General features: G+C 59.2%; 22 protein-coding genes and 1 tRNA gene. 15 read left to right on the forward strand and 8 right to left on the reverse strand.

What is annotated here, in order from left to right; genetic code table 11:
* Window position 1: 1 nt before the first annotated feature.
* From nfsA to L972_RS11585, 3 genes are all read right to left on the reverse strand, one after another.
* Complete coding sequence (gene nfsA, locus L972_RS11575) at window positions 2-727, reverse strand: oxygen-insensitive NADPH nitroreductase (protein ID WP_047438356.1); 726 nt, start codon at window positions 725-727, stop codon at window positions 2-4.
* A gap of 71 nt (window positions 728-798) precedes the next feature.
* On the reverse strand, window positions 799-2,364 hold the full coding sequence (locus L972_RS11580; RefSeq protein WP_047438357.1) for an AbgT family transporter: 1,566 nt from the start codon (window positions 2,362-2,364) through the stop codon (window positions 799-801).
* A 143-nt stretch (window positions 2,365-2,507) separates the two neighbouring features.
* On the reverse strand, window positions 2,508-4,460 hold the full coding sequence (locus L972_RS11585) for a putative bifunctional diguanylate cyclase/phosphodiesterase (protein WP_047438359.1): 1,953 nt from the start codon (window positions 4,458-4,460) through the stop codon (window positions 2,508-2,510).
* Window positions 4,461-5,321: 861 nt separating this feature from the next.
* Here L972_RS11585 and L972_RS11590 point away from each other — a divergent pair.
* The 3 genes from L972_RS11590 to L972_RS11600 are packed head-to-tail and all read left to right on the forward strand — an operon-like array spanning window position 5,322 to window position 7,777.
* Window positions 5,322-6,260, forward strand: coding sequence for a LysR family transcriptional regulator (locus tag L972_RS11590; RefSeq protein ID WP_047438361.1), 939 nt, complete (start codon window positions 5,322-5,324; stop codon window positions 6,258-6,260).
* 54 nt (window positions 6,261-6,314) lie between these two features.
* Window positions 6,315-7,337: a response regulator gene (locus L972_RS11595; protein WP_047438363.1), complete on the forward strand. Its 1,023-nt coding sequence runs from the start codon at window positions 6,315-6,317 to the stop codon at window positions 7,335-7,337.
* Between the two features lie 8 nt (window positions 7,338-7,345).
* Entirely contained in the window at window positions 7,346-7,777 is a 432-nt protein-coding gene (locus tag L972_RS11600) for a PAS domain-containing protein (RefSeq protein ID WP_005337175.1), read from the forward strand.
* A gap of 89 nt (window positions 7,778-7,866) precedes the next feature.
* Here the strand turns inward: L972_RS11600 and ltaE are convergent, their stop codons facing one another.
* The 3 genes from ltaE to L972_RS11615 form a co-directional block, all read right to left on the reverse strand.
* Entirely contained in the window at window positions 7,867-8,886 is a 1,020-nt protein-coding gene (gene ltaE, locus L972_RS11605; protein ID WP_047438365.1) for a low-specificity L-threonine aldolase, read from the reverse strand.
* 112 nt (window positions 8,887-8,998) lie between these two features.
* Window positions 8,999-9,700 (reverse strand): short-chain dehydrogenase, encoded by a 702-nt coding sequence (locus L972_RS11610; protein WP_047438368.1) that lies wholly within the window; start codon window positions 9,698-9,700, stop codon window positions 8,999-9,001.
* 87 nt (window positions 9,701-9,787) lie between these two features.
* The gene (locus L972_RS11615; RefSeq protein WP_005351138.1) at window positions 9,788-10,195 is read right to left on the reverse strand and encodes a helix-turn-helix domain-containing protein; all 408 of its coding nucleotides are present in this window, start codon (window positions 10,193-10,195) and stop codon (window positions 9,788-9,790) included.
* Between the two features lie 147 nt (window positions 10,196-10,342).
* Here L972_RS11615 and L972_RS11620 point away from each other — a divergent pair, with 147 nt between their 5' ends.
* Entirely contained in the window at window positions 10,343-11,242 is a 900-nt protein-coding gene (locus L972_RS11620) for an aldo/keto reductase (protein WP_047438397.1), read from the forward strand.
* A 71-nt stretch (window positions 11,243-11,313) separates the two neighbouring features.
* Here L972_RS11620 and L972_RS11625 read toward each other — a convergent pair whose 3' ends face one another.
* On the reverse strand, window positions 11,314-11,595 hold the full coding sequence (locus L972_RS11625; protein WP_005337180.1) for an RNA recognition motif domain-containing protein: 282 nt from the start codon (window positions 11,593-11,595) through the stop codon (window positions 11,314-11,316).
* Between the two features lie 216 nt (window positions 11,596-11,811).
* The gene (locus L972_RS11630; protein WP_047438370.1) at window positions 11,812-12,354 is read right to left on the reverse strand and encodes a hypothetical protein; all 543 of its coding nucleotides are present in this window, start codon (window positions 12,352-12,354) and stop codon (window positions 11,812-11,814) included.
* Between the two features lie 106 nt (window positions 12,355-12,460).
* Between L972_RS11630 and L972_RS11635 the strand changes: the two genes are divergently transcribed.
* The 11 genes from L972_RS11635 (at window position 12,461) to L972_RS11685 (ending at window position 20,751) form a co-directional block, all read left to right on the forward strand.
* Window positions 12,461-13,231, forward strand: coding sequence for an amino acid ABC transporter ATP-binding protein (locus L972_RS11635; protein WP_052200053.1), 771 nt, complete (start codon window positions 12,461-12,463; stop codon window positions 13,229-13,231).
* On the forward strand, window positions 13,224-14,021 hold the full coding sequence (locus L972_RS11640) for an amino acid ABC transporter permease (protein WP_047438372.1): 798 nt from the start codon (window positions 13,224-13,226) through the stop codon (window positions 14,019-14,021). Before L972_RS11635 ends, L972_RS11640 begins: the two co-directional genes overlap by 8 nt.
* 2 nt (window positions 14,022-14,023) lie before the next feature.
* A complete protein-coding gene (locus tag L972_RS11645; protein WP_047438373.1) occupies window positions 14,024-14,845 on the forward strand; it encodes a transporter substrate-binding domain-containing protein in 822 nt (273 codons plus the stop codon).
* Window positions 14,845-15,750: an amino acid ABC transporter permease gene (locus L972_RS11650; RefSeq protein WP_047438375.1), complete on the forward strand. Its 906-nt coding sequence runs from the start codon at window positions 14,845-14,847 to the stop codon at window positions 15,748-15,750. The genes L972_RS11645 and L972_RS11650 overlap by 1 nt, the downstream gene beginning before the upstream one ends.
* On the forward strand, window positions 15,744-16,481 hold the full coding sequence (gene mepA, locus L972_RS11655) for a penicillin-insensitive murein endopeptidase (RefSeq protein ID WP_005359850.1): 738 nt from the start codon (window positions 15,744-15,746) through the stop codon (window positions 16,479-16,481). The genes L972_RS11650 and mepA overlap by 7 nt, the downstream gene beginning before the upstream one ends.
* A gap of 85 nt (window positions 16,482-16,566) precedes the next feature.
* On the forward strand, window positions 16,567-17,157 hold the full coding sequence (locus L972_RS11660) for a LemA family protein (RefSeq protein ID WP_005346564.1): 591 nt from the start codon (window positions 16,567-16,569) through the stop codon (window positions 17,155-17,157).
* Complete coding sequence (locus L972_RS11665; protein ID WP_047438377.1) at window positions 17,154-17,879, forward strand: TPM domain-containing protein; 726 nt, start codon at window positions 17,154-17,156, stop codon at window positions 17,877-17,879. Before L972_RS11660 ends, L972_RS11665 begins: the two co-directional genes overlap by 4 nt.
* A 20-nt stretch (window positions 17,880-17,899) precedes the next feature.
* Complete coding sequence (locus L972_RS11670; protein ID WP_005337196.1) at window positions 17,900-18,517, forward strand: TPM domain-containing protein; 618 nt, start codon at window positions 17,900-17,902, stop codon at window positions 18,515-18,517.
* 145 nt (window positions 18,518-18,662) lie between these two features.
* A tRNA-Ser gene (locus L972_RS11675) sits at window positions 18,663-18,750 on the forward strand.
* Between the two features lie 389 nt (window positions 18,751-19,139).
* A complete protein-coding gene (locus L972_RS11680) occupies window positions 19,140-19,898 on the forward strand; it encodes a flagellar motor protein (protein WP_005351127.1) in 759 nt (252 codons plus the stop codon).
* A complete protein-coding gene (locus L972_RS11685; protein ID WP_047438379.1) occupies window positions 19,876-20,751 on the forward strand; it encodes a flagellar motor protein MotB in 876 nt (291 codons plus the stop codon). The genes L972_RS11680 and L972_RS11685 overlap by 23 nt, the downstream gene beginning before the upstream one ends.
* Window positions 20,752-20,876 lie beyond the last annotated feature (125 nt).

The raw sequence follows: 20,876 nt of genomic DNA on the forward strand, positions 1-20,876 counted from the left end.
ATTACTTGAGGTTAAAGCCCCGCGATTGCAGGAATCCCAGCATGAAAGGACGGGACTCCTTGCCCAGAATGGCGCGGATCTGGCCGCTCCAGGTCTGCTGTTTGTTGTTGCTGCTGCGAGCCTGATAGTAGTCCGCGATCTGCTGATCGTACTGGGCCAGCAGGTCGCGATCCAGCTCGTGCTGGTAGCGCTCCTGATGCACCACCAATCCCTTGGGCAGACGGGGTTTCTGTTCCGGCTGCTGGGCAGGATGACCAAGGCAGAGGCCAAACAGCGGGATCACCTGATGGGGCAAGCCGAGCAGTTCGCTCACCTCGGCCGGATGGTTGCGAATGCCGCCGATATAGACCCCGCCCAGCCCCAGCGACTGCGCCGCCAGCAAGGCGTTTTGCGCCATCAGGGCGCCGTCGATGGCTCCGATCAGCAACTGCTCCGCATAGCCGGTCTGGGCCTCGGGCACGATCTGGGTGTGGCGGTGGTAATCGGCCCAGAACACCAGAAACTCGGCCGCCTGCACCACATAGGGTTGATTGCCCGCCAGCATGGCCAACTGCTGACGCGCCTCGGGCTCGCAGACTCGCACAATACTGGTCACCTGCAAAAAGCTCGAGGTTGAGGCGGACTGGGCGGCGGAGAGAATGGCATCCAGCTGCTGCGGGGCGATCGGCTCGGCAGTGAACTGACGAATGGAGCGATGGGAAAGGATAAGATCGATGGTCTGATTCATGGCACCTCCAAAATGAGGTAACACCATAGCGAAAAAAACGAGGGAGCCCAAGGCTCCCTCGCACACCCAGCTTAAGGGGCCGGATAGACGTAAGGGGCTTGCAACCCGAGCGGGAAGCCGAGCGCCCAGTAGAGCAGCAGGAAAATCGTCCAGCTCACCAGGAAGGCAAGCGAGTAAGGCAGCATCATGGAGACCAGAGTACCGATCCCGGTGCTCTTCACATACTGCTGGCAATAGACCACCACCAGCGGGAAGAAGACCATCAGCGGGGTGATGATGTTGGAGGCAGAATCCCCTACCCGATAGGCCGCCTGGGTCAGCTCGGGGGAGATCCCCACCGCCATCAGCATGGGTACCAGGATCGGACTGATCAGCGCCCACTTGGCCGAAGCCGACCCCACCACCAGATTGACGCTGGCGGTCAGCAGGATCATCCCGACGATGGTCACTTCACCGGGCAGCGCCAGCGCATGAAGCACTTCGGCACCGGAGAGGGCCAGCAGGGTGCCCAGATTGGAGTCACCAAACGCCTTGATAAAGAGCGCGCAGAAGAAGGCCATCACCATGTAGGAGCCCATCTTGTTCATGGTGGCCGACATGGCATCGATCACATCCTTGCCACTCTTGAAGCTGCCTGCGACAAAGCCGTAGACAATCCCGGGAAGGATAAAGAGCAGGAAGATGAGCGGCACTATGGACTTCATCACTGGCGCGGCGAAGGTGGTCAGAGAGCCATCAGCAGCACGCAGCGGTGAGTCGCTCGGGGAGAGCGCCAGCGCCAGCAGCACGATAGCCGCCAGCATGGCAAACCCGGCCCAGTTGAAGGCCCGGCTCTCTTGCGCGCTGTAGCACCCCATCTCGTCGGCACTCTCCAGATCCTCGTTGAGCGCCACATGCTTGAGGCGCGGCTCCACCACCTTTTCGGTGACGAACCAGCCGACGCAGATGATCAGCAACGAAGAGGCACCGGTAAAGATGATGTTGCACAGGGTGTTGACCATGTAGTCAGGATCGAGCAACTGAGCGGCGGACTGGGTAAAACCCTGCAGCAACGCATCCCCGCCGGAGGGCAGGAAGTTGGCGGCAAAACCGCCGGAGACACCGGCAAAGGCAGCGGCGATCCCCGCCAGCGGATGGCGTCCGGCAGCGTGGAAGATGATGCCACCGATGGGGATCACCAGCACATAACCCGCATCTGCGGCGGTGTGGCTGACGATCGCTACCAGGATCAGCATGGGAGTGAGAAAACGGGCAGGCGTCACTTTGAGCAACTTTTTCAGACCGGTATTGATAAAACCGGACTGCTCGGCCACCCCGACCCCGAGCATGGCCACCAGCACGATCCCGAGCGGGGCAAAGCCGGTAAAGGTGGTCACCATGGTGGAGAGAAACTCGGCCAGACCGGCACCGGTCAGCAGGTTGTTGACCACTACCGCTTCCCCGGTACGGGGATTGACCAGATCAAACTGGAATTGTGACAACACCCAGGAGCCGACCCAGACGATCAGCAAGGCGTAGAGGAACAGCATGGCGGGGTCGGGTAATTTGTTCCCGGCTTTCTCGACGCCATTGAGGAAACGGTTCAACCAACCTTTGGGAGGGCTGGCCGGACGGTCATTGACAGCAGCATGACTCATTATTGCGATACTCCTTTCCCTAGAAACGAGGGCGCATGCTAGCAATTCCAGCCAATCCGTCTCATGACCGATCGCAAAAGAATGATTAATTTTGATTAAATATTGCGGAATAAAATCCCAAGTTGTGGCCTAACGCACACTTGTTACTCTGCCATCACAGCATCTAGCAGTGGATAACGCCCGACCTGGCACTCCACCACAAAACCGCTCGCCTCGACTTGCGCCACCGTCAGCGGCTTGCTGAACAGATATCCCTGGAACACATAGCATCCCTGGGTCTGCAGGGCGGCCAGCTCGTGAGGCTCCTCCACCCCTTCCGCCATGATCCCCAACCCCAGATTGGTGGCCATGGCCGCAGTCGCCCGGATCACCGGCAAGTTGAGACCGACCACAAAGGAGCGATCCAGCTTGATGTTGTTGATCGGCAACCGGTTGAGATAGGCCAGCGAGGAGTAGCCGGTACCGAAATCATCGATGGCAATCTTGATCCCCTGCTCGCTCAAATCATCGAGAATGCCGAGGCACCCCTTCATATCGAGCATCAGCACGGTTTCGGTCAGCTCCAGCGTCAACAGGGAGGCATCCACCCCGTGCAGCTCCAGCTGCTGGCGAACTTGCCCGGGCAGCGCCGACGAGAGCTGGAAACCGGAGAGGTTGACGGAGACCGGAACCCGCTGATGGAAGCGCTTCTGCCAGCTGGCTACCTGTGCCAGCGCGGTGGAGAGCACCCAGCTGCCGATCTCGCGGATCAGCCCCATCTCTTCGGCCAGCGGGATAAATTCCACCGGCGAGACATGGCCGAGCACCGGGTTGTACCAGCGCAGCAGCGCCTCGTAACCGATCAGACGCCGTTTGGCGGCATCGACCTGCGGCTGGTAACAGAGGCTCAGCTCCTGACGGCCGATGGCCTTGGCCAGAAACTGTTTGAGATTGAGCTTGCGCTGCAGGGTCTGTTGCATGCTGGGGGTGAAACGCTGCCAGCGCAGCCGCCCCATCTGCTTGGCCTGATACATGGCCATATCGGCACGGGTGATAAGGTTGTCCCCGTCATCCGCATCATCGGGATAGATGGCGATACCGATACTGCCGCCGATGGTCACCTCCGGCAGCCCGCTCAGTTGCAGCGGCTTGGTCATCTGGGAGAGCATCTGATCGGCCACCTCTTGCGCCCGATCCCCCTGATTGCCCAGCGGCACCAGTGCTGTGAATTCATCGCCACCGAGGCGAGCCAGCTCCACATCCCGCGGGCAAATCTGTTTGAGGCGACCGGCGACCCGCTCCAGCAGGCGATCTCCCGCCTTGTGGCCGTAGTTGTCGTTGACCAGCTTGAAGTTGTCCAGATCCATGAACACCAGCGCGAAACGCTCCCCCAGCCCGCAATAGGCCTCAAGGGATTTCATCAAGCCATACCGATTGAGCAGGCCGGTCAGGGAGTCGTGCCAGGCGAGGTGGCGATGCTCCAGCTCTTCGAGTTTGCGATCGGTAATATCCCGCATGGTGAGCAGAATGCGGGCCCCCTGCTGGATATAGCGGAACTGATACTGGAACCAGCGCATCCCCTTGAGGGTTCGGCACTCCCCCTCGGTCACCACTTCATCGAGACGGGAGAGCTTCTGGTAGAAGCTGTCATCATTGCCGGAGAAAACCTGGGAGAGCTTGGCGATCTGGTGGCCGAAACACATTTCGAAGTGATAGTTACCACTCTCGAACACACCATGGCTATCGAACAGGCAGGCAAGGGTATCGCCGGTTGCCAGCGAGGACTCCTGATAGAGGGTATCGGAGTCGAGCACCGCTTCGGTCATCATCATCAGCCGGCCAGCCAGTTGAATACCGGAGAGGCGCAGATAGATCTGCTTCTTGACCCCCTTTGGGGACAGGGTCCACCACTCGTTGTAACTGCGCCCCTGCTGAAAATCACCCAGATAGCGCTGCAACAGCAGATCGATGGCGGTTGCCATATCGGCAGAGAAGTCGCGGGAGCAGAGTTCGTCGAGAGACGTCGCCTCCCACACGGAGAGCGCGGCGCTGTTTGCCCAGAAAATATGGTGATGCTCGATGTCATAAACCCAGATCGGGGTATGCAGAACATCCATCGTCTTCAGTAACCGTTCGTCAAGCGTATTCATCTGGTCAAGGTCATTCATGCTGGATGGTCACTGGTTAACCGGAAAACAGATCTGGCAAACCGCTAGCTGCAGAATGCAAGGTGCAAATACCTCTCGGCCATTATCCCTTTTCACATAGCCAAGAGCGGACAAAACTATTTCAGATATCAACAACAGGGTAGCCTGTGCGGCAATACTACAAAGGACTCAGCCAAGGACCCTGTTAATCCAGGCAAATCATATAGTCGATTTTTAACTTTTTTCCCCAGTAAAAACAAGCACTAAGAGCTATCCACTCGAGACCTTGAAAGAGCAATTGCATATTTGCTGCGACAAATTTGTTATTAACATTTAAATCAATGGTGGAAATAGTCATCACTCTCTGTCACAAAGCTTCCATTAATTAACCAAGCGGATGGATAAACAGCCAAAAAAACGCCAAAACGGACAAAAATAGTTCACTAAGGCGGAATTGATATACCCCAAATTCATTTTTCAACAGGCAATGAGCAAAACCCGAATATATGATCTGCATCACATTGGCTGTGGATGGCAAACCACCCCGGCTGAGTACGCAGAGCAACCCAGATTCCTTCCATCAGGTTGCAATATCGGCCTTCGCTCGCAGTTATAGCGGAATCAATCAGGGAATATGGCAAACATCACTGCCGTAGTACCATTTGGCATCGTGCCGAAATAATCACCAGCTCGGGGAAACTGAGATGACGGGCGGGTGGATAACTGGTATCAACAGAAATCGAATCCAGATCAATTAAACGCTGAATTACCCTTGCCAACCCGGAACGCTCTTTTTATGGTTGCCCCCTTGTTACACCCAGAACAGCGTTTATGAAGCACATCGAAGAGTTCTACCTGTTCGTCAAGGTGGTGCAAGAGGGAGGATTCTCCCACGCTGCAGCCGCACTGGGCATGCCAACAGGCACCATCAGTCGACGCATTTCCCAGCTGGAAGAGCAACTGGGTTGCTCCCTGCTACATCGCTCTACCCGCAAGCTCCGCCTTACCGATGATGGCCTAAGATACTACGAACGTCTCTGCACGCCACTCGCACAAATCGAGCAGGCCACCAGCGAGATCCAGGGTCAAGAGGCCGATATCACCGGGCTTATCCGGGTAGCGGCGCCCATCGCGCTCTCCAACACCATCCTCATCGATATGCTGGCCGAATTCGGGCTGCACTATCCCGAGGTACAGTTCGATATCACCCAGACCAATGATCACCAGCACCTGTTCGACAATGATCGGGACCTGGTGTTCTTCAACGGTGAGCTGCCCCAGTCGCTGCCCAATGCGATCTGTCTCGGCCATATCGAGTACGGCCTGTTTGCCTCACCACTCTATTTGACCAAGAAGGGCACCCCCTCCCATCCCAACCAGCTGGAAGAGCATGATCTCATCTACTGCTGGCCTCACCAGCACTGGCAGCTGACCGACAAGGATGGCCAGAGCGTCTGCATCAAACGCAGCGCCAAACTGACCGTCAACCAGACCCAGGCCGCGGTACGCGCAGCCCGGCGTCATCTGGGGATCGTCAACGCCCCACTGCACTATCTGAGCAGCTTCCTCCATGACGAGCAGCTGGTGCCGGTACTGACCGACTGGCAAACCGGCAATCGCCCCTTCTACATGTTGTGTTGCCAGCACCAGTTCGCTCCGTTGCGTGTTAAGATGTTCGTTGAATTTGTTGAAAAATACTCAGCACGCTATCGCAATCGGCAGTGGGACAACCAATTTTCACAAGGTGATAGCCTCACCCATTGCATCTGACCGTTAGCGGGCCACACTTATAGCATCCCTTGCCAACAGAGCCTGCCTAACGCCATGAATGTATTGATATGTGATGACTCCGGGTTCGCCCGCAAACAGCTGGCGCGGGCGCTCCCGGCCGACTGGAAAGTCGATTTGCACTACGCAGCCAATGGTCTCGAAGGGATCGAACAGGTGCTGATGGGTCATGGCGATCTCATCTTCCTCGATCTGACCATGCCGGAAATGGACGGTTACGGCGTGCTGGAGACCCTCCAACGGGAGGGTCTACGCAACAAGGTGATCGTGGTCTCCGGGGATATCCAGCCAGAGGCCTATCAACGGGTCATGGGGCTGGGGGCGCTCGATTTCATCAAGAAACCCGCCGCCCCCGAGACCCTGCTCGCCCTGCTCAAAAAGCATGATTTCTGGAGCGCCGCCCCGAGCGGTCAACCAAGCGCCCCCGAGCAGCAGCCAAACGGCGTGGTAGCCGATGCAGGCGTCAAGATCACCCCCGAAATCCGCGATGTCTATCAGGAGCTGGCCAACGTCTCCATGGGTCAGGCCGCCGACTTGCTGGCTCGTCTGCTCAACGCCTTCGTGGTACTGCCTATCCCCAACGTCAACGTGCTGGAAGTATCAGAGTTGCATATGGCCCTCTCGGCCGCTGCGGATTCAGATACCCTCTCCGCCGTCTGTCAGGGGTTTATCGGAGCGGGGATCGCCGGTGAAGCGCTGATCCTGTTCCATGACTCCAGCTTCAAAGATTTGGCCAAGCTGATGAACCATCAGGGGACGCTGGATCGCACCGCCGAACTGGAGCTGTTGATGGATACCGCCAACGTGCTGATCGGCGCCTTCCTGCGCGGCTACGCCAACCAGCTCGACACCCCCTTCAGTCAGGGGCACCCGGTGGTGCTCGGCCAGCACAGACCCATCAACGAGCTGATCAACACCAACAAGAGTCGCTGGCGCCGCACGCTCGCCATCGAGATCAACTACCGGATCCAGGATTACGCGGTGCAGTGTGATCTGCTGCTGCTGTTTACCGAAGATTCCATCGCCACCATGAACAACAAAATCATGCACATGCTCTAGGAGTGACTATGGAAATCCGTGAATTTCATTGGCTGATGAACATAGTCCAGAACCTGGACGTAGGCTTGGTTGTGCTCGACAAGGAGTACAAGGTACAGGTGTGGAACGGCTTTATGGAGAGCCACAGCGGCCGACTGGCCAGTGACGTGCGCGATGGCGTACTGTTCGAGCTCTTCCCCGATGTGGACAGAGCCTGGTTCGAACGCAAGGCCAACATGGTCTTCAAACTCAACAACCGCGCCTTCAGCACCTGGGAGCAGAAGCCCTATCTGCTGCGTTTCTCCAACTACCGCCCCATTACCGGCTCGGCCCCCCACATGTTCCAGAACCTGACCCTGGTGCCACTGGCCGATTTCGGCGGTCAGGTGACCCACATCGCGGTGATGATCTACGATGCCACTGATGAGGCCATGCTGATGAGCGGCCAGCGGCAGGCTTGAGCTTGCAGCAAATAACAGAGGGCGCCGCGGCGCCCTCTGTTATTTCGGTATGAACAGGTCTTGGTATAACCTCTACCTCACCAGCCGTCTCAACGCGCCCCGAGATACTCGGTGAAGGCGTCGATCACCTCTTCAATATCGTCATCGTTGATTTGCAGATGGGTCACCAGCCGCAGCTCGCCGTAACCGGAGAAGAGGATCCCCCGCTCCTTCATAAAAGCGAGCAGAGGGGCCGATTCCCCCTCACGCAGCCGCAGGAACACCATGTTGCTCTGCACCAGCGAGAGGTCGAGCTCGATGCCCGGGAGTGCAGCCAACCCTTCGGCCAGCCGTTTGGCACGGCGGTGATCATCGGCCAGACGGGTCACATGCTGCTCGAGGGCAAACAGACCGGCTTGCGCCAGAATCCCCGCCTGACGCATGCCACCCCCCAGCATCTTGCGTAGGCGGCGCGCACGGGCGATGAAATCGTGGCTGCCCACCAGCAGCGAGCCCACTGGTGCCCCCAACCCCTTGGAGAGACAAATCGAGATGCTGTCAAACGGTGCAGCGATCACCCCGACCGGGGTCTCGCTGGCCACGGCGGCGTTAAAAAGCCGAGCGCCATCAAGATGAAGCTTCAAGCCGCGCTCGGCAACGAATGCCCCCATCTCCTGCAGATAGGAGAGCGGCAGCACCTTGCCGTTGTGGGTGTTCTCAAGGCAGATCAGGCGAGTCTGGACGAAGTGGGCATCATCAGGGGCCAGCGCGGCCCTGATATCATCGAATGCCAGCGTGCCATCGTGCTGCATCGGCAAGGGTTGCAGGGCTACGGAGCCCAGCACGGCACTCCCCTGCGCTTCATAGCGATAGATGTGAGCGGCGTTGCCGAGGATGGCCCCCTCACCGCGCTGACAGTGGCTCATCACCGCCAACAGATTGGACATGGTGCCGGACGGCACAAACAGCGCCGCCTGTTTGCCCAGCAATCTGGCCCCAAAGGCCTCCAGCGCGTTGACGCCCGGATCTTCACCATAGACATCGTCACCGACTTCGGCGTGGAGCATGGCTTGACGCATGGCGTCAGTAGGCTGGGTGACGGTGTCACTTCGTAAATCGATATAGCGCATGAGATCCCTCCTGAAACAGGAGAGTGACGTTAGCCATGCGCCCCTCGCTTGGCAAGGGGCGCATGAGCAGAATGTGAAGCCAATAGACGTCCATAGAACCCGCAGGCGGGATTTACCAAGGCAGCGGCTGACCGTTGAGATCCAGCAGCTGGCCCGATTGGGTCAACGATAACCCCTTGATGAGATTGAGCAGTTTCACAGCCACCTCGGCCGGATCCTGCAATTGCGCCACAGGCAACTCGCTCAGAAAGGGGGTATTCATCGGGGAGTCCATCAAGCCGGGCGCAACGGCCACCACCCCTGCTTGCGGGAAACGCTGCGTCCACTCAAGGGCCAGGGTTTTCACCCCCATGTCGAGGGCCGCCTTGCTCATCCGGTAGCTGTAACGTCCCCCCTCCAGATTGGCGGTGATGGAGCCCGCCAGATCAGAGATGGCACAGAGCCACAGCGGATGGTCATTGCCCATCAACCGACTGAAACGGGCAGCCAGCGCCAGTGTTGGCCAGGCATTGGCCAGCAGGCTGTCGCACAGCCACTTGGGGTGCACCTCTTCGACCCGCCGCTCCGGCATAAAGCTGACATCGTGCAACAGGCCGATGGTGTTGATTACCACGGTGGGGAGCGGATCGGTGTCGTAGAGGGTAAACAGGGCGTCGAACGAGATGGCGTCCACCTCTTGCAGCGGGAAGAAGGCCCCCATCTCGATCCCTTTTGGATAGGTGCGCCCGGCCAGAAGGAAGGACTCCCCCCTTGCCATCAGCTCTCTTGCCAGCGCCGAGCCCAGCGCACCGCTTCCGAGGATCAAGTAGCTCATCGCCCATTCCATGGAGACTTATCTTGCTTAGAGCGTATCAGAATAATCAACCGGCCGTGACACGACCAAAGGGTAATATGCCCCTCATCACGCTTCCCCCAGATGGCGACCAAACTCCCGCGCCAGCGCCAAGTCGAGAAAACCGTCCGCTTTCTTGTGGGTGCGCAAAAACTGGTAATAGGCGAGCAGGGTGACCAGTGCCTCCTCATCGGGCAGCCCCACCCCGGGTTGCTGCTCGCCCAGCAGTAGCTGCGCCGCTGCCAGCGCCTCCCTGTCTACCACTTCCGCCTGACGGTAGAGATAACCGCAGCCGGTTGCCAGCCACTCCAGCGAGCAGTTGGCCCCCATGGCGATCTGGTTGGCCCGCGCCAGGCCAGGCTCGGCTCCCTTCAAATATTTGCGGATCAGCGCTTCACTGAGCCCCACCTTGCGGGCAAACGCGCTCACGCTCATCTCCCCGATCAGGCTCTGCAAGCGCTCGGCAAATCCTTCCATCCAACTCTCTCTCCTACTCTGCGATCAGAACCAAAGTTCGAATCATGCCACTGCCCATTATTGCTTTGCCAGCCACATGAGGCCAAGATGCCCGCAGTCATCTATGTTGCACATCGTTTTCGCATCGTGTTTTTCAAGGAGTCAACCATGTCTGTATCCCGTGTCGCCCTGCATCCGCAAGGCCCCACCTTCTCTCGCCTCATCATGGGTTACTGGCGCCTGATGGAGTGGCAGCTCTCTCCGGCCGCTCTGCTCGATCTGATGAAATATCATCTGGATCTGGGGGTCACCACCATCGATCACGCCGATATCTATGGTGGCTACCAGTGCGAAGAGGCCTTTGGTCAGGCCCTGCGCCTCGAGCCTTCCCTGCGCAGCCGGATGGAGATCGTCACCAAGTGCGGTATCGCCCTCACCGCCAAGCCGGAGCATGCTCTCAACCACTACAACACCGGCAAGGACCATATCATCGCCAGCGCCGAGGCCTCGCTGCGCAAGCTCGGCACCGACCATCTGGACCTGCTGCTGATCCACCGCCCGGATCCCCTGATGAACGCCGATGAAGTGGCCGACGCCTTTATCACCCTGAAACAGGCGGGCAAGATCAAGCACGCCGGGGTATCCAACTTCACCGCCCGTCAGTTCGAGCTACTGCAATCGCGCCTCCCCTTCCCGCTGGTCACCAACCAGCTGGAGATCTCGCCGCTTCATCAGGAAGGGACCCTCGATGGTACCCTGGATCAGTGCCAGCAGCTTGGCATCAAGCCGATGGCCTGGTCATGTCTCGGCGGCGGCCGACTGTTCAGCGATGACGCCTATGCCCCGCTGCGTGCCGAACTGGAGCAGATCCGTCAGGAAGTGGGCGCCCAGACTATCGAGCAGGTGGTCTACGCCTGGGTAATGATGTTGCCAAGCCAGCCGCTGCCATTGATTGGCTCCGGCAAACGAGAGCGGATTGCTGCCGCCGTGGCCGCCGAATCCATCGTCCTCAATCGCCAGCAGTGGTTCCGCATCCGCAAGGCGGCGCTCGGTTACGACGTCCCCTGATAACAGCAAAACGTCCAGAAACAAAAACGGCATGGGGGAAACCCATGCCGTTTTGTTATTGCCGAGGCACCTTAGCGGTGGCGCTGTTGCGGGCGACCACGGGGAGCATCTGTCTTCGGTTTGGCCTGGTTGACGGTGATGGTACGGCCACCGACTTCAGTACCATGCAGACCAGCGATGGCCTTCTCGGCATCACCATTGACCGGCATTTCAATAAAACCAAACCCCTTTGACTGACCGGTATCGCGGTCGATGATGATATCAACCTTGTCGACCTGTCCAAACTGGCTGAACAGGGTTTTCAGTTCGTCGGCCGTCATCCGGTACGACAGATTTCCTACGTAAATCTTCATGCCATCCACTCTCGATTCAAGGTGCCTTCTCTATGCAATTCCCAGCATAACGGTAAGGGCACAACCCCTATGCCGGACCTGCCATGGCTTCATGCCGTGGCCTTCTCCACACTGTCGTCAAGTGATTGATCTCTTGGGTTAACAGTGCAGACAAGATCAATTCGAGTCACTGGCAGTATCTGAGCTTTGCCGGGAATTGTCGAGAAAATAGTCGACTCAGGCCGATTGCAGATCTGACAACCGTTGCGCCAGCATCCGGCGACCGTGCCAGGCCCGTTTAAAGCCGAAGCGATAGACAGACGGGCTCACCAGATGCAGCTCCCCCGCCTTGAGATCCAGCAAGGCCATGGCCGCCGCCAGCTCCTCTTCACTCAGTTGCAGATCGAGGCTGAAGTCGAGCCACTGGCCGTCGTGGCCCACTCGCCTCTCCCGTTCGAGCGCCACCAGCTGGCTGCGGGGCAGTGCCAGCGCCTCATCCTTGTTGCCATTGAGCAGATAGATATGCTGTTCATCCCACCCCAGCTCCGCCAGTCGCCAGGGCTGCCAGCTGCGGGGCAGCGACACCATGATCCCGGTGATGCCACCAAAGACCACGCCCACCCAGTTGAGCAGCGCCATGGCGCCCCAACCATCCCACAAGGAGGCCGCCACCACGCCCCAACTCACCAGCAACAGCATAAAAATGACGCAGCGATAGCGAACCGCTGGCGGCATCAACAGCTGCACCTGGGAACCGGCAAGCAAGGATGTAATACGCATGAAAAGCTCCTGTCATCACAAAATGGCGCCATTGTGAATAGGCATCAGGATGCTGACAAGGGGGTTTTCTTTGTCATCCCCCTATAAAATCAATACCATGGCGTAAATGATTCTCAGTGGAACCCGCTTCTTGACCAGCTCGCAACCCTGTGTGCGCTTTTGTGGCGTCGACAAATTCTATGGCGACTTTCAGGCTCTTCATCACATCGATCTCACCATTGAACGGGGAGAGAAGTGGGTCATCTGTGGCCCGTCAGGCTCGGGAAAATCGACCCTGATCCGCACCATCAACGGGCTGGAGGGGATCGACGGCGGCCAGCTATTCCTGTTTGGCGAGCCGGTAACCCCCGCCTACTTGCGTCGCCTGCAAGGTCGGGTCGGCATGGTGTTTCAGCAGTTCAACCTCTTCCCCCATATGACGGTGCTGGAAAACCTGATGGTGGCGCCGGTGCATACCCTGGGGCTGCGCCCTCAGGAGGCCAAAGCCCGGGCGAGCGGGCTGCTCGAGCGGGTGCGCATTCAGGCACAGGCCGACAAATACCCCCACCAGCTCTCCGGCGGCCAGCAGCAGCGGGTCGCCATCGCCCGCTCCCTCTGCATGCAACCCGAGCTGATGCTGTTTGACGAGCCCACCTCCGCCCTCGACCCCGAGATGATCCGTGAAGTGCTCGATGTGATCCGCGAGCTGGCTGACGAGGGGATGACCCTGATCTGCGTCACCCACGAGATGGGCTTTGCCCGTCAGGTGGCGGATCGGGTGCTCTTTATGGACGAGGGAAAGATCATCGAATCGGCCCCGCCCGCCCAGCTGTTCAGCGCCCCCCGGCACCCGCGCACCCAGGCCTTCCTCGAACAGGTGCTCAGCTATCATGGCTAGGCTCAAACGCACCCGCCAGCTCGGCTGGTTGTCAGGCACAGTCATGCTCTCTGCGCTACTGGGCTGGGCGCTCTATAGCGGCGCTCGCCAGATGGGTTATGAGTGGCAGTGGCCGCGGGTGTTGCCCTTTCTCGGTGAATGGGATGAGGGAACCTTTTATGCCGGCCCCCTGCTAAACGGCCTGCTGGTCACTTTGCAGGTGGCGCTGCTCAGCCTGTTGGGCACTCTGGCGGTCGGGGTGTGCGTGGTTAGCCTGCGGCTGCTCCCCTCCCGGCTCGGCCCCTGGCTCGCCATCGCCTATCTGGCGCTGGTGCGCACCACGCCCCAGCTGGTGCAGCTCTATATTCTCTATTTCTTGCTGGGCCCCATGCTGGGACTGGCCCCCCTTGCCTGCGCCGTGTTGAGCCTCTCCCTCTATCAGGGGGCCTTCACCGCCGAGGTCTTGCGTGCAGGCGTACAGGCCATTCCCAAAGGACAGTGGGAGGCAGCCCACTCCCTTGGCTTGTCGCGAACCATCACCCTGCGCAAGGTGATCCTGCCCCAGCTGGTGCGCATCACCTTGCCGCCGCTCACCAACGAGCTGATCTCCCTTATCAAACATTCGGCGCTGGTGAGTGTGATCGCCATCTTCGATCTGACCAACGAAGGGCGTACTCTGGTTGCCGATACGTTTCTGACCTTTGAGGTGTGGTTTACCGTGGCTGCCCTCTATTTGCTGTTAACCCTGACGCTGTCAGCCTGTTCGCGGGCGCTGGCCCGTCACCTGAATCCGGACAAACAAGGACGCTAACCATGAATCTGTCACTCAAGACCACCCTGTCGGGCGCAGCCCTGCTGCTGGCAAGCCTGCTCACTCCGGCACTGGCAGAAACTGCCCCCTCCGACACCCAAGCGCAGATCGAGCAGAGCGGTACCCTGCGGGTCGGCATGTCCACCTTCGCCCCCTGGGCGATGCGCGACAAGCAGGGGGCCCTGATCGGTTTCGAGATTGACGTGGCCCGTCGCCTCGCCACAGATAACGGCTGGCAGGTAGAGTTCGTGCCTACCGCCTGGGATGGCATCATCCCCTCCCTGTTGGCGAAAAAATATGACGTCATCATCGGCGGCCTCACCATCACCCCCGAGCGGGAGAAGAGCGTGCGCTTCACCCAGGCCTACTCCCATTCGGGGGTGCAGCTGGCTGCCTCCAGCACCATGGCCAAAGAGAAGAAAACCGTGGCGGACTTCAACCAGCGCGGGGTGATCCTGGCGGTACGTCGTGGCGCCTCACCGGTACAGGTGGCAAAAGAACACTTCCCCAAGGCCACCCTGCGCCAGTTTGATGACGAGTCACAGGTATTTCAGGAGGTGCTGAACGGCCGCGCTCACGGCGCCCTCTCCTCTTCCCCGAAACCCGAGCAAGAGGCGCTGCGCCACCCCGATGCCCTCTTTATGCCGTTTGCCGAGCCGTTGGCACAAGGCGATGAAGGCTTTGCCCTGCGCAAGGGGGATGATGCCCTGGCTGAGCAGTTCAACGAGTGGATCGCCGCCCGTCAGGCCGATGGCTGGCTCAAGGCGCGCCATGACTACTGGTTCAAGTCGCTGGCGTGGGAAGCGCAGGTCGCCAATCCCTGATGCTGATGGCCCTCAAACAGACCATCCGGCGCATCGTCCGTGGGGCATGTCGGAACATCAACTGGCTGGATGGGGCGATCGCCCTGATCCTGCTGCTGGCTGGCCTCTGGCTGGCCAGCCGCCTGCACATCGGGGTGGCCTATCAGTGGCGCTGGCATGAAGCCTTCGATCTGCTGTTCACCCCTGGCCCTCACGGCGAGTTGCCCTACTTTTTCAGCGGTCTGCTCACCACCTTGCGCATCGCCCTGCTCGGCATGGTACTGGCGCTGCTGCTCGGTACTGCGCTGGGGGTAGCCGCCTTCAGCCGCCGCCCCTGGCTGGTGATGCCCGCGACCCTGTTTATCCAGCTGATCCGCAATCTGCCGCCGCTGGTTTTTATCTTCATCTTCTACTTCTTTATCGCCAACCAGCTGCTGCCTGCGAGCGGCCTCTCCCGCTGGCTCGGCACCGTATCACTCTCCCCGTGGCAAGAGGCGCTGTTTGGCCCACCATCCCGCTGGGAAAACCTCATCTCAGGCACCCTTTGTGTCGGCATGATCAGCGCCGCCTTCGTCGCCGAGATCGTCCGCGCAGGGCTGGCCGCCATCCCCCGTGGCCAGTGGGAGGCGGCGCAGAGTCTCGGGCTATCCCCCTGGGTGCGGCTGCGCCATGTGATCCTGCCGCAGGCCATGCTGCTGATGCTACCCCCCCTCACCGGTCAGCTCATCGCGCTGGTGAAGGATACCGCCATCGTTTCCCTTATCTCGGTGCAGGAGCTCACCTTCGTCGGCACCGAGATGGCCAACTCCAGCGGACTGGTCTACGAGATCTGGCTGCTGGTGGCCGCGGCCTATTTATTTATATGTTTGAGTCTGTTCGTATTGCTGAGCCGACTCGAAGCAAGACAAGGAGCACGTACATGCTGACGTCCCTGTTGCTGGCGACTGTATTGCAAGCGGAAGCCATCGGTGGTTATGCCGCCGGTTGCCTGAAAAACGGCGTATCCCTGCCCCTTGAAGGGCCGGGTTATCAGGTGATCCGCACCAAGCGGCTGCGCTACTACGGCCACCCCGACCTCATCCACTATCTGCAAGCGCTGGCCAACCAGACCCGCATGGCCGGGCTGCCAGATCTCTACATCGCTGATCTGGCGATGGCCCGTGGCGGCCCCTTTACCTCTGGCCATCGCAGCCATCAGACCGGACTTGATGCCGATATCTGGTTTCGCATGGCCAACCGCCCCATCAGCAAATGGGAGCAGGATGCCCCCAAGGAGTGGGCACTGATCGACGAACCCAGCTACAAAATGTTACCGGGCCGCTTTGGCCCACAGCAGCTCACCCTGCTGCGGCTGGCGGCCAGCAAACCCGAGGTGGCCCGCATCTTCGTCAATCCGGTGATCAAATCCGCGGTCTGCCAACAAGCTGGTAACGAACCCTGGGTCGCCAAGCTACGCCCCTGGGTGGGCCACTTCAGCCACTTCCACGTGCGGCTGCGCTGCCCGGTCGGCAGCCCCGATTGTGAACCCCAGGCTCCCATTCCGCCCGGCAATGGCTGCGGGGAAGAGCTGGCATCCTGGCTAAAAGACAAGCCCCAGTTGCCCAAGGTCTCCGGCATCAACAAGCGACCTGAGCTACCTGCGCGTTGTGGCAACTGACCCCAAGCTGGTATGGTGGTGCACTCTTGGTCGTACACCATCCATGGCGCACTATCGACTCGAAATACCAAAGGAGAACAACAAGATGGCCACATCACTCTGGCGCAGAACCACGCAGAGCCTGTTGACCCTGACCCTGCTGCTCGGCCTGACCGGCTGCGGCATGAACAATATTCCGACCCTGGATGAGCAGGTCAAGGCAAGCTGGGGGCAGGTTGAGAACCAGTATCAGCGCCGTGCCGATCTCATTCCCAATCTGGTCGCCACCGTCAAGGGCTACGCCAGCCATGAGCAGGAGACCCTCAAAGCGGTCACCGATGCCCGTGCCCGGGTCGGCAGCGTGCAGGTGAGCGATCCTGCCCAGCTCAAGGAGTTTGAAGCGGCGCAGAACCAGCTCTCAAGCGCCCTCTCCCGCCTGATGGTGGTGGTAGAACGCTACCCCGAGCTGAAAGCGGATCAGCAGTTCCTTGCCCTGCAGGCCCAACTGGAAGGCACCGAGAACCGCATCTCGGTGGCTCGTCGCGACTATATCGAGGCGGTACGCCAATTCAATACCGAGATCCGCACTTTCCCCGGCGTCATCTGGTCCAAGCTGCTCTACTCGGATCTGGAGGCCAAACCCAGTTTCAGTGCCAAACCCGGTGCCGATGAGGCGCCCAAGGTCAGCTTCCAATGAAGATGATGCTGCGCTGGTTTCTTCCCTGTCTGCTGCTCTGGGCCACAGCCCTGCAAGCGGCACCGGACTTCCCGACGCTGAGCGGACGGGTGGTGGACGAAGCCAGTCTGATGTCCCGCAAACAGGCCCATCAACTGACCCAACAGCTGGCCGCCTTTGAAAAGCGCAGCGGTATCCAGCTGGTGGTGGTCTCTGTCGACAGCCTCGATGGGGAGACTATCGAGGAGTACGGCTACCAGCTCGGTCGCCACTGGGGGATCGGCCAGAAAGACAAGAACAATGGCGTGCTGTTGCTGATCGCCCAGGATGAGCGCAAGGTTCGCATCGAGGTAGGCTATGGATTGGAAGGCGCCCTGCCCGACGCCATCGCAGCCAACATCATCCATGGCCGCATCCTGCCCGCCTTCAAGCGCGGCGATATGGTGGCCGGGATCATGGCGGGCAGCCAGAGCATCATGAAGGCACTCGCCGGAGAATATCAGCCGGTCGAGCAGCCAAAGAGTGACAACGGTGGCGGCCCCTGGCTGTTTATTCTGGTGGTGATTGCGATGATCGTGCTCCACAACCTGCGCGGGGGTGGTGGCGGTGGGCCGGGAGGACGACGTCGGTCGACTTACATGGCTGGTGGATTGGGTGCCGGCTCCTTTGGTGGTCGCTCCGGCGGCGGATTCAGCGGTGGCGGCGGCAGTTTTGGCGGCGGCGGAGCCTCCGGTGGCTGGTAACAGGAGTAAAGAGACAAATCATGATTTCTAAACAGTTCTTCCACACGCTTCAGGCAAAGGTGCGCGAAGCGGAGCTAGAGACTGATGCTGAACTGGTCACCGTGCTGGCCCCGGCCAGCGATGGCTATCGCTACATTCCCACCCTCTGGGCGGCGCTGCTGGCGATGCTCACCCCGCTGCTGGTGTTCCAGCTCGGCTTCTGGCTCGGCTGGTACGAAATCCTGCTGGTGCAGTGGTCAGTCTGGCTGCTGCTGAGCCTGCTGTTCCACTGGACCCCCATCAAGATGCGGCTCATCCCGAAGAAGGTTCGCCAGCACCGGGCGGCCCTGATGGCTCGCCTGCAATTTGTCGAGCAGGGACTGCACCGCACCCGCGACCGGCTCGGGGTGCTGATCTTCGTCTCGGCTGCCGAGCACTATGTAGAAATACTGGTAGATGACGGCATCGCCCAGCATATCGACAACGGCCAGTGGCAGGAGATCATCGACGACTTCGTGGCGCGAGTGCGCAACAAGGAGATCGAACAGGGTTTTCTGGAGTGCGTGGAGCGCGTTAGCGCCATTCTGACCGATGCCTTCCCGGCCACCCGAGATCAAAACGAGCTGCCGGACAGTCTGATCATCCTCGACAAGCCCTGATCCGGTTTAAAAAACCGGCATTCTGCGCAAGGGTTAGGCATTCGGAAAAGATTATGAAAAATAAGGGGAAAAGAGGTTGACCCACACAGCCCTTTCCCCTAAATTACGCCCCGTTCCAGCGCAACAGCGCAGCGAACGAAAATTTGGTGAGGTGTCCGAGTGGCTGAAGGAGCACGCCTGGAAAGTGTGTATACGGCAACGTATCGAGGGTTCGAATCCCTCCCTCACCGCCAAATCTAAAAAAACCGACCTCAGGGTCGGTTTTTTGCTTTCCGGCAAACGCAAACACCTATGCCGACAAGTGAGCCAGAGCCACGCAGTGGCAGATCATCCACACACTCATCCCCCGGTTTGCAAAGCCCTGATGGAACATCACCGCTTTTCGTATTGCCAGCACCCGCCCCCTACCTTGCTTTTGTGCTTGCCCCACCCGACAAGCGTTCCTTCCTGTCACAACAGGAGCAACAAGATGATTGCAATGCCATCTTATGGCCGCAACACGCCTTCTTATTATGGACGTTACCCAGCGCCCATTAATTGCTCAGCGATTGGATTTCATTTTGAAAAACTGATACTTAAGTAGCTACACTAGCCATTATCAACATGCAGGGACGTGTAAAAAATGAGCTTGATTGGCTTGGTACTGGCGTTGATCGCCATCCTTGGCGGCAACATGATCGAGGGTGGTCATCCCAGTGCACTGCTCGATCTGCCCGCATTTCTTATCGTGATAGGTGGCACCATAGGTGCTGCGCTGACCCAGTTCCCTTTCTCCGTCGTCGGCAGCACCATGAGGCGTTTCAAATGGCTGCTCTCTCCCCTCAAACTCGACCTGCTGGAACAGGCACAGTTGCTGGAGACCCTGGCAGGCAACGCCCGCCGCAGCGGTATGCTGGCGCTGGAAGGGATGATCGAGGAGATCAAGGATCCCTTCCTGAAGAAAGGGGTGCAGATGATGGTCGATGGCTACGAGAAGGCCAAAATCCACGAGGTGCTGGAGAACGAGATCGAGTTCGAGCAGGAAGATCTCGAACAGACGGTCAAATTCTATGAAGCCATGGGCGGCTACTGCCCGACCATGGGGATCGTCGGGGCGGTATTTGGCCTGATCCACGCCATGGGTCTGCTGGATGCCCCCGACAAACTGGGTGGCGCCATCGCGGTGGCCTTTATCGCCACCATCTACGGGGTATCCGCCGCCAACCTGATCTTCTTGCCGTTCGGCAACCGCTACAAAGGGTTCGCCCACCAGATCCGCCACTACAAGGAGATGACCCTGACCGGCATTCTCTGCATCGTGGATGGCGAATCCCAAGCGCGCCTGCAAGTTACCCTCGAACCTTATCTGGGAGGTCACGGTGGCCAAAAAGAAAAAGGCTGAAGCACCGGAGAACCACGAACGCTGGCTGGTCTCCTATGCCGACTTCATGACCCTGCTGTTCGCCCTGTTTGTGGTGCTCTACTCCTTTGCCATGGCCAAGCAGTCCGAAACCCGGGTGCTTATCCAGGGCTTTATCGAGTCGCTGGGTAAAATCGGCCTCATCTCCCCGCCTGCCGGCTCACCTTTGATGCAGGGGGGCACAGGGATTCTCGAGCCAGAATCAAAAACTACGCCGAGCAGCCCGAAAGAGGAGACTGTGCTGGAGAAAGATGCCCCCATGGCGGCATCGGACCCCTTCAACGAGACCATAGGTGCCTCGGAAAAACCGAGCGCCACCGAAGCCTGGCCCCACAAGACCAAGGAGCAGGAGTGGGTGCAGGTGACCAAGCAGAAGCTGGAACAGCAGCTAAAGGCCCAGATTGAATCGAAGGATCTGGAGGTCGAGCAGCTTGGCAGTCAGCTGGTGATCCGCATCGGCGAGAAGGCGCTGTTTCCCGCCGATTCGGCGTTCCTGCAGCCCCAGTTCATCCCGCTGGTCAACAAGATCGCCGGAATTTTGGCCAACATCCCGGGGCAGGTAGTGGTCACCGGTCATACCGACAACTCCCAAGCGCCGGTGGAGCTCTATCGCAACAACTGGGAGCTCTCTGTGCTGCGGGCCTCCTCCATCGTGCAGACCATGCTGACCAATCCCCAGCTGGATGCCAGACGAATCATCGCTCAGGGTGTTGCCGACACTCAACCCCGCTTTGCCAATGACACCCCCGAACATCGCCAGGCGAACCGCCGGGTCGATATCACCCTCTCCCAGGGCAAGGCCGCAGAAGAGTCGCTGCAACTGCTCAAGCCCTGATCCCCCCGCTCCCGCTTCGCGCGGGAGCCTCTTTTGAACACAGAATCCTGTTATGTCTATTTGTGTTATTGCCCAAATCAAGGAACTAACTGAGGACTTGGTGATCTGATCACCACCATCCTCTT

It is taken from the genome of Aeromonas sp. ZOR0001 (genome assembly GCF_000801015.1).
Taxonomy (GTDB): domain Bacteria; phylum Pseudomonadota; class Gammaproteobacteria; order Enterobacterales; family Aeromonadaceae; genus Aeromonas; species Aeromonas veronii.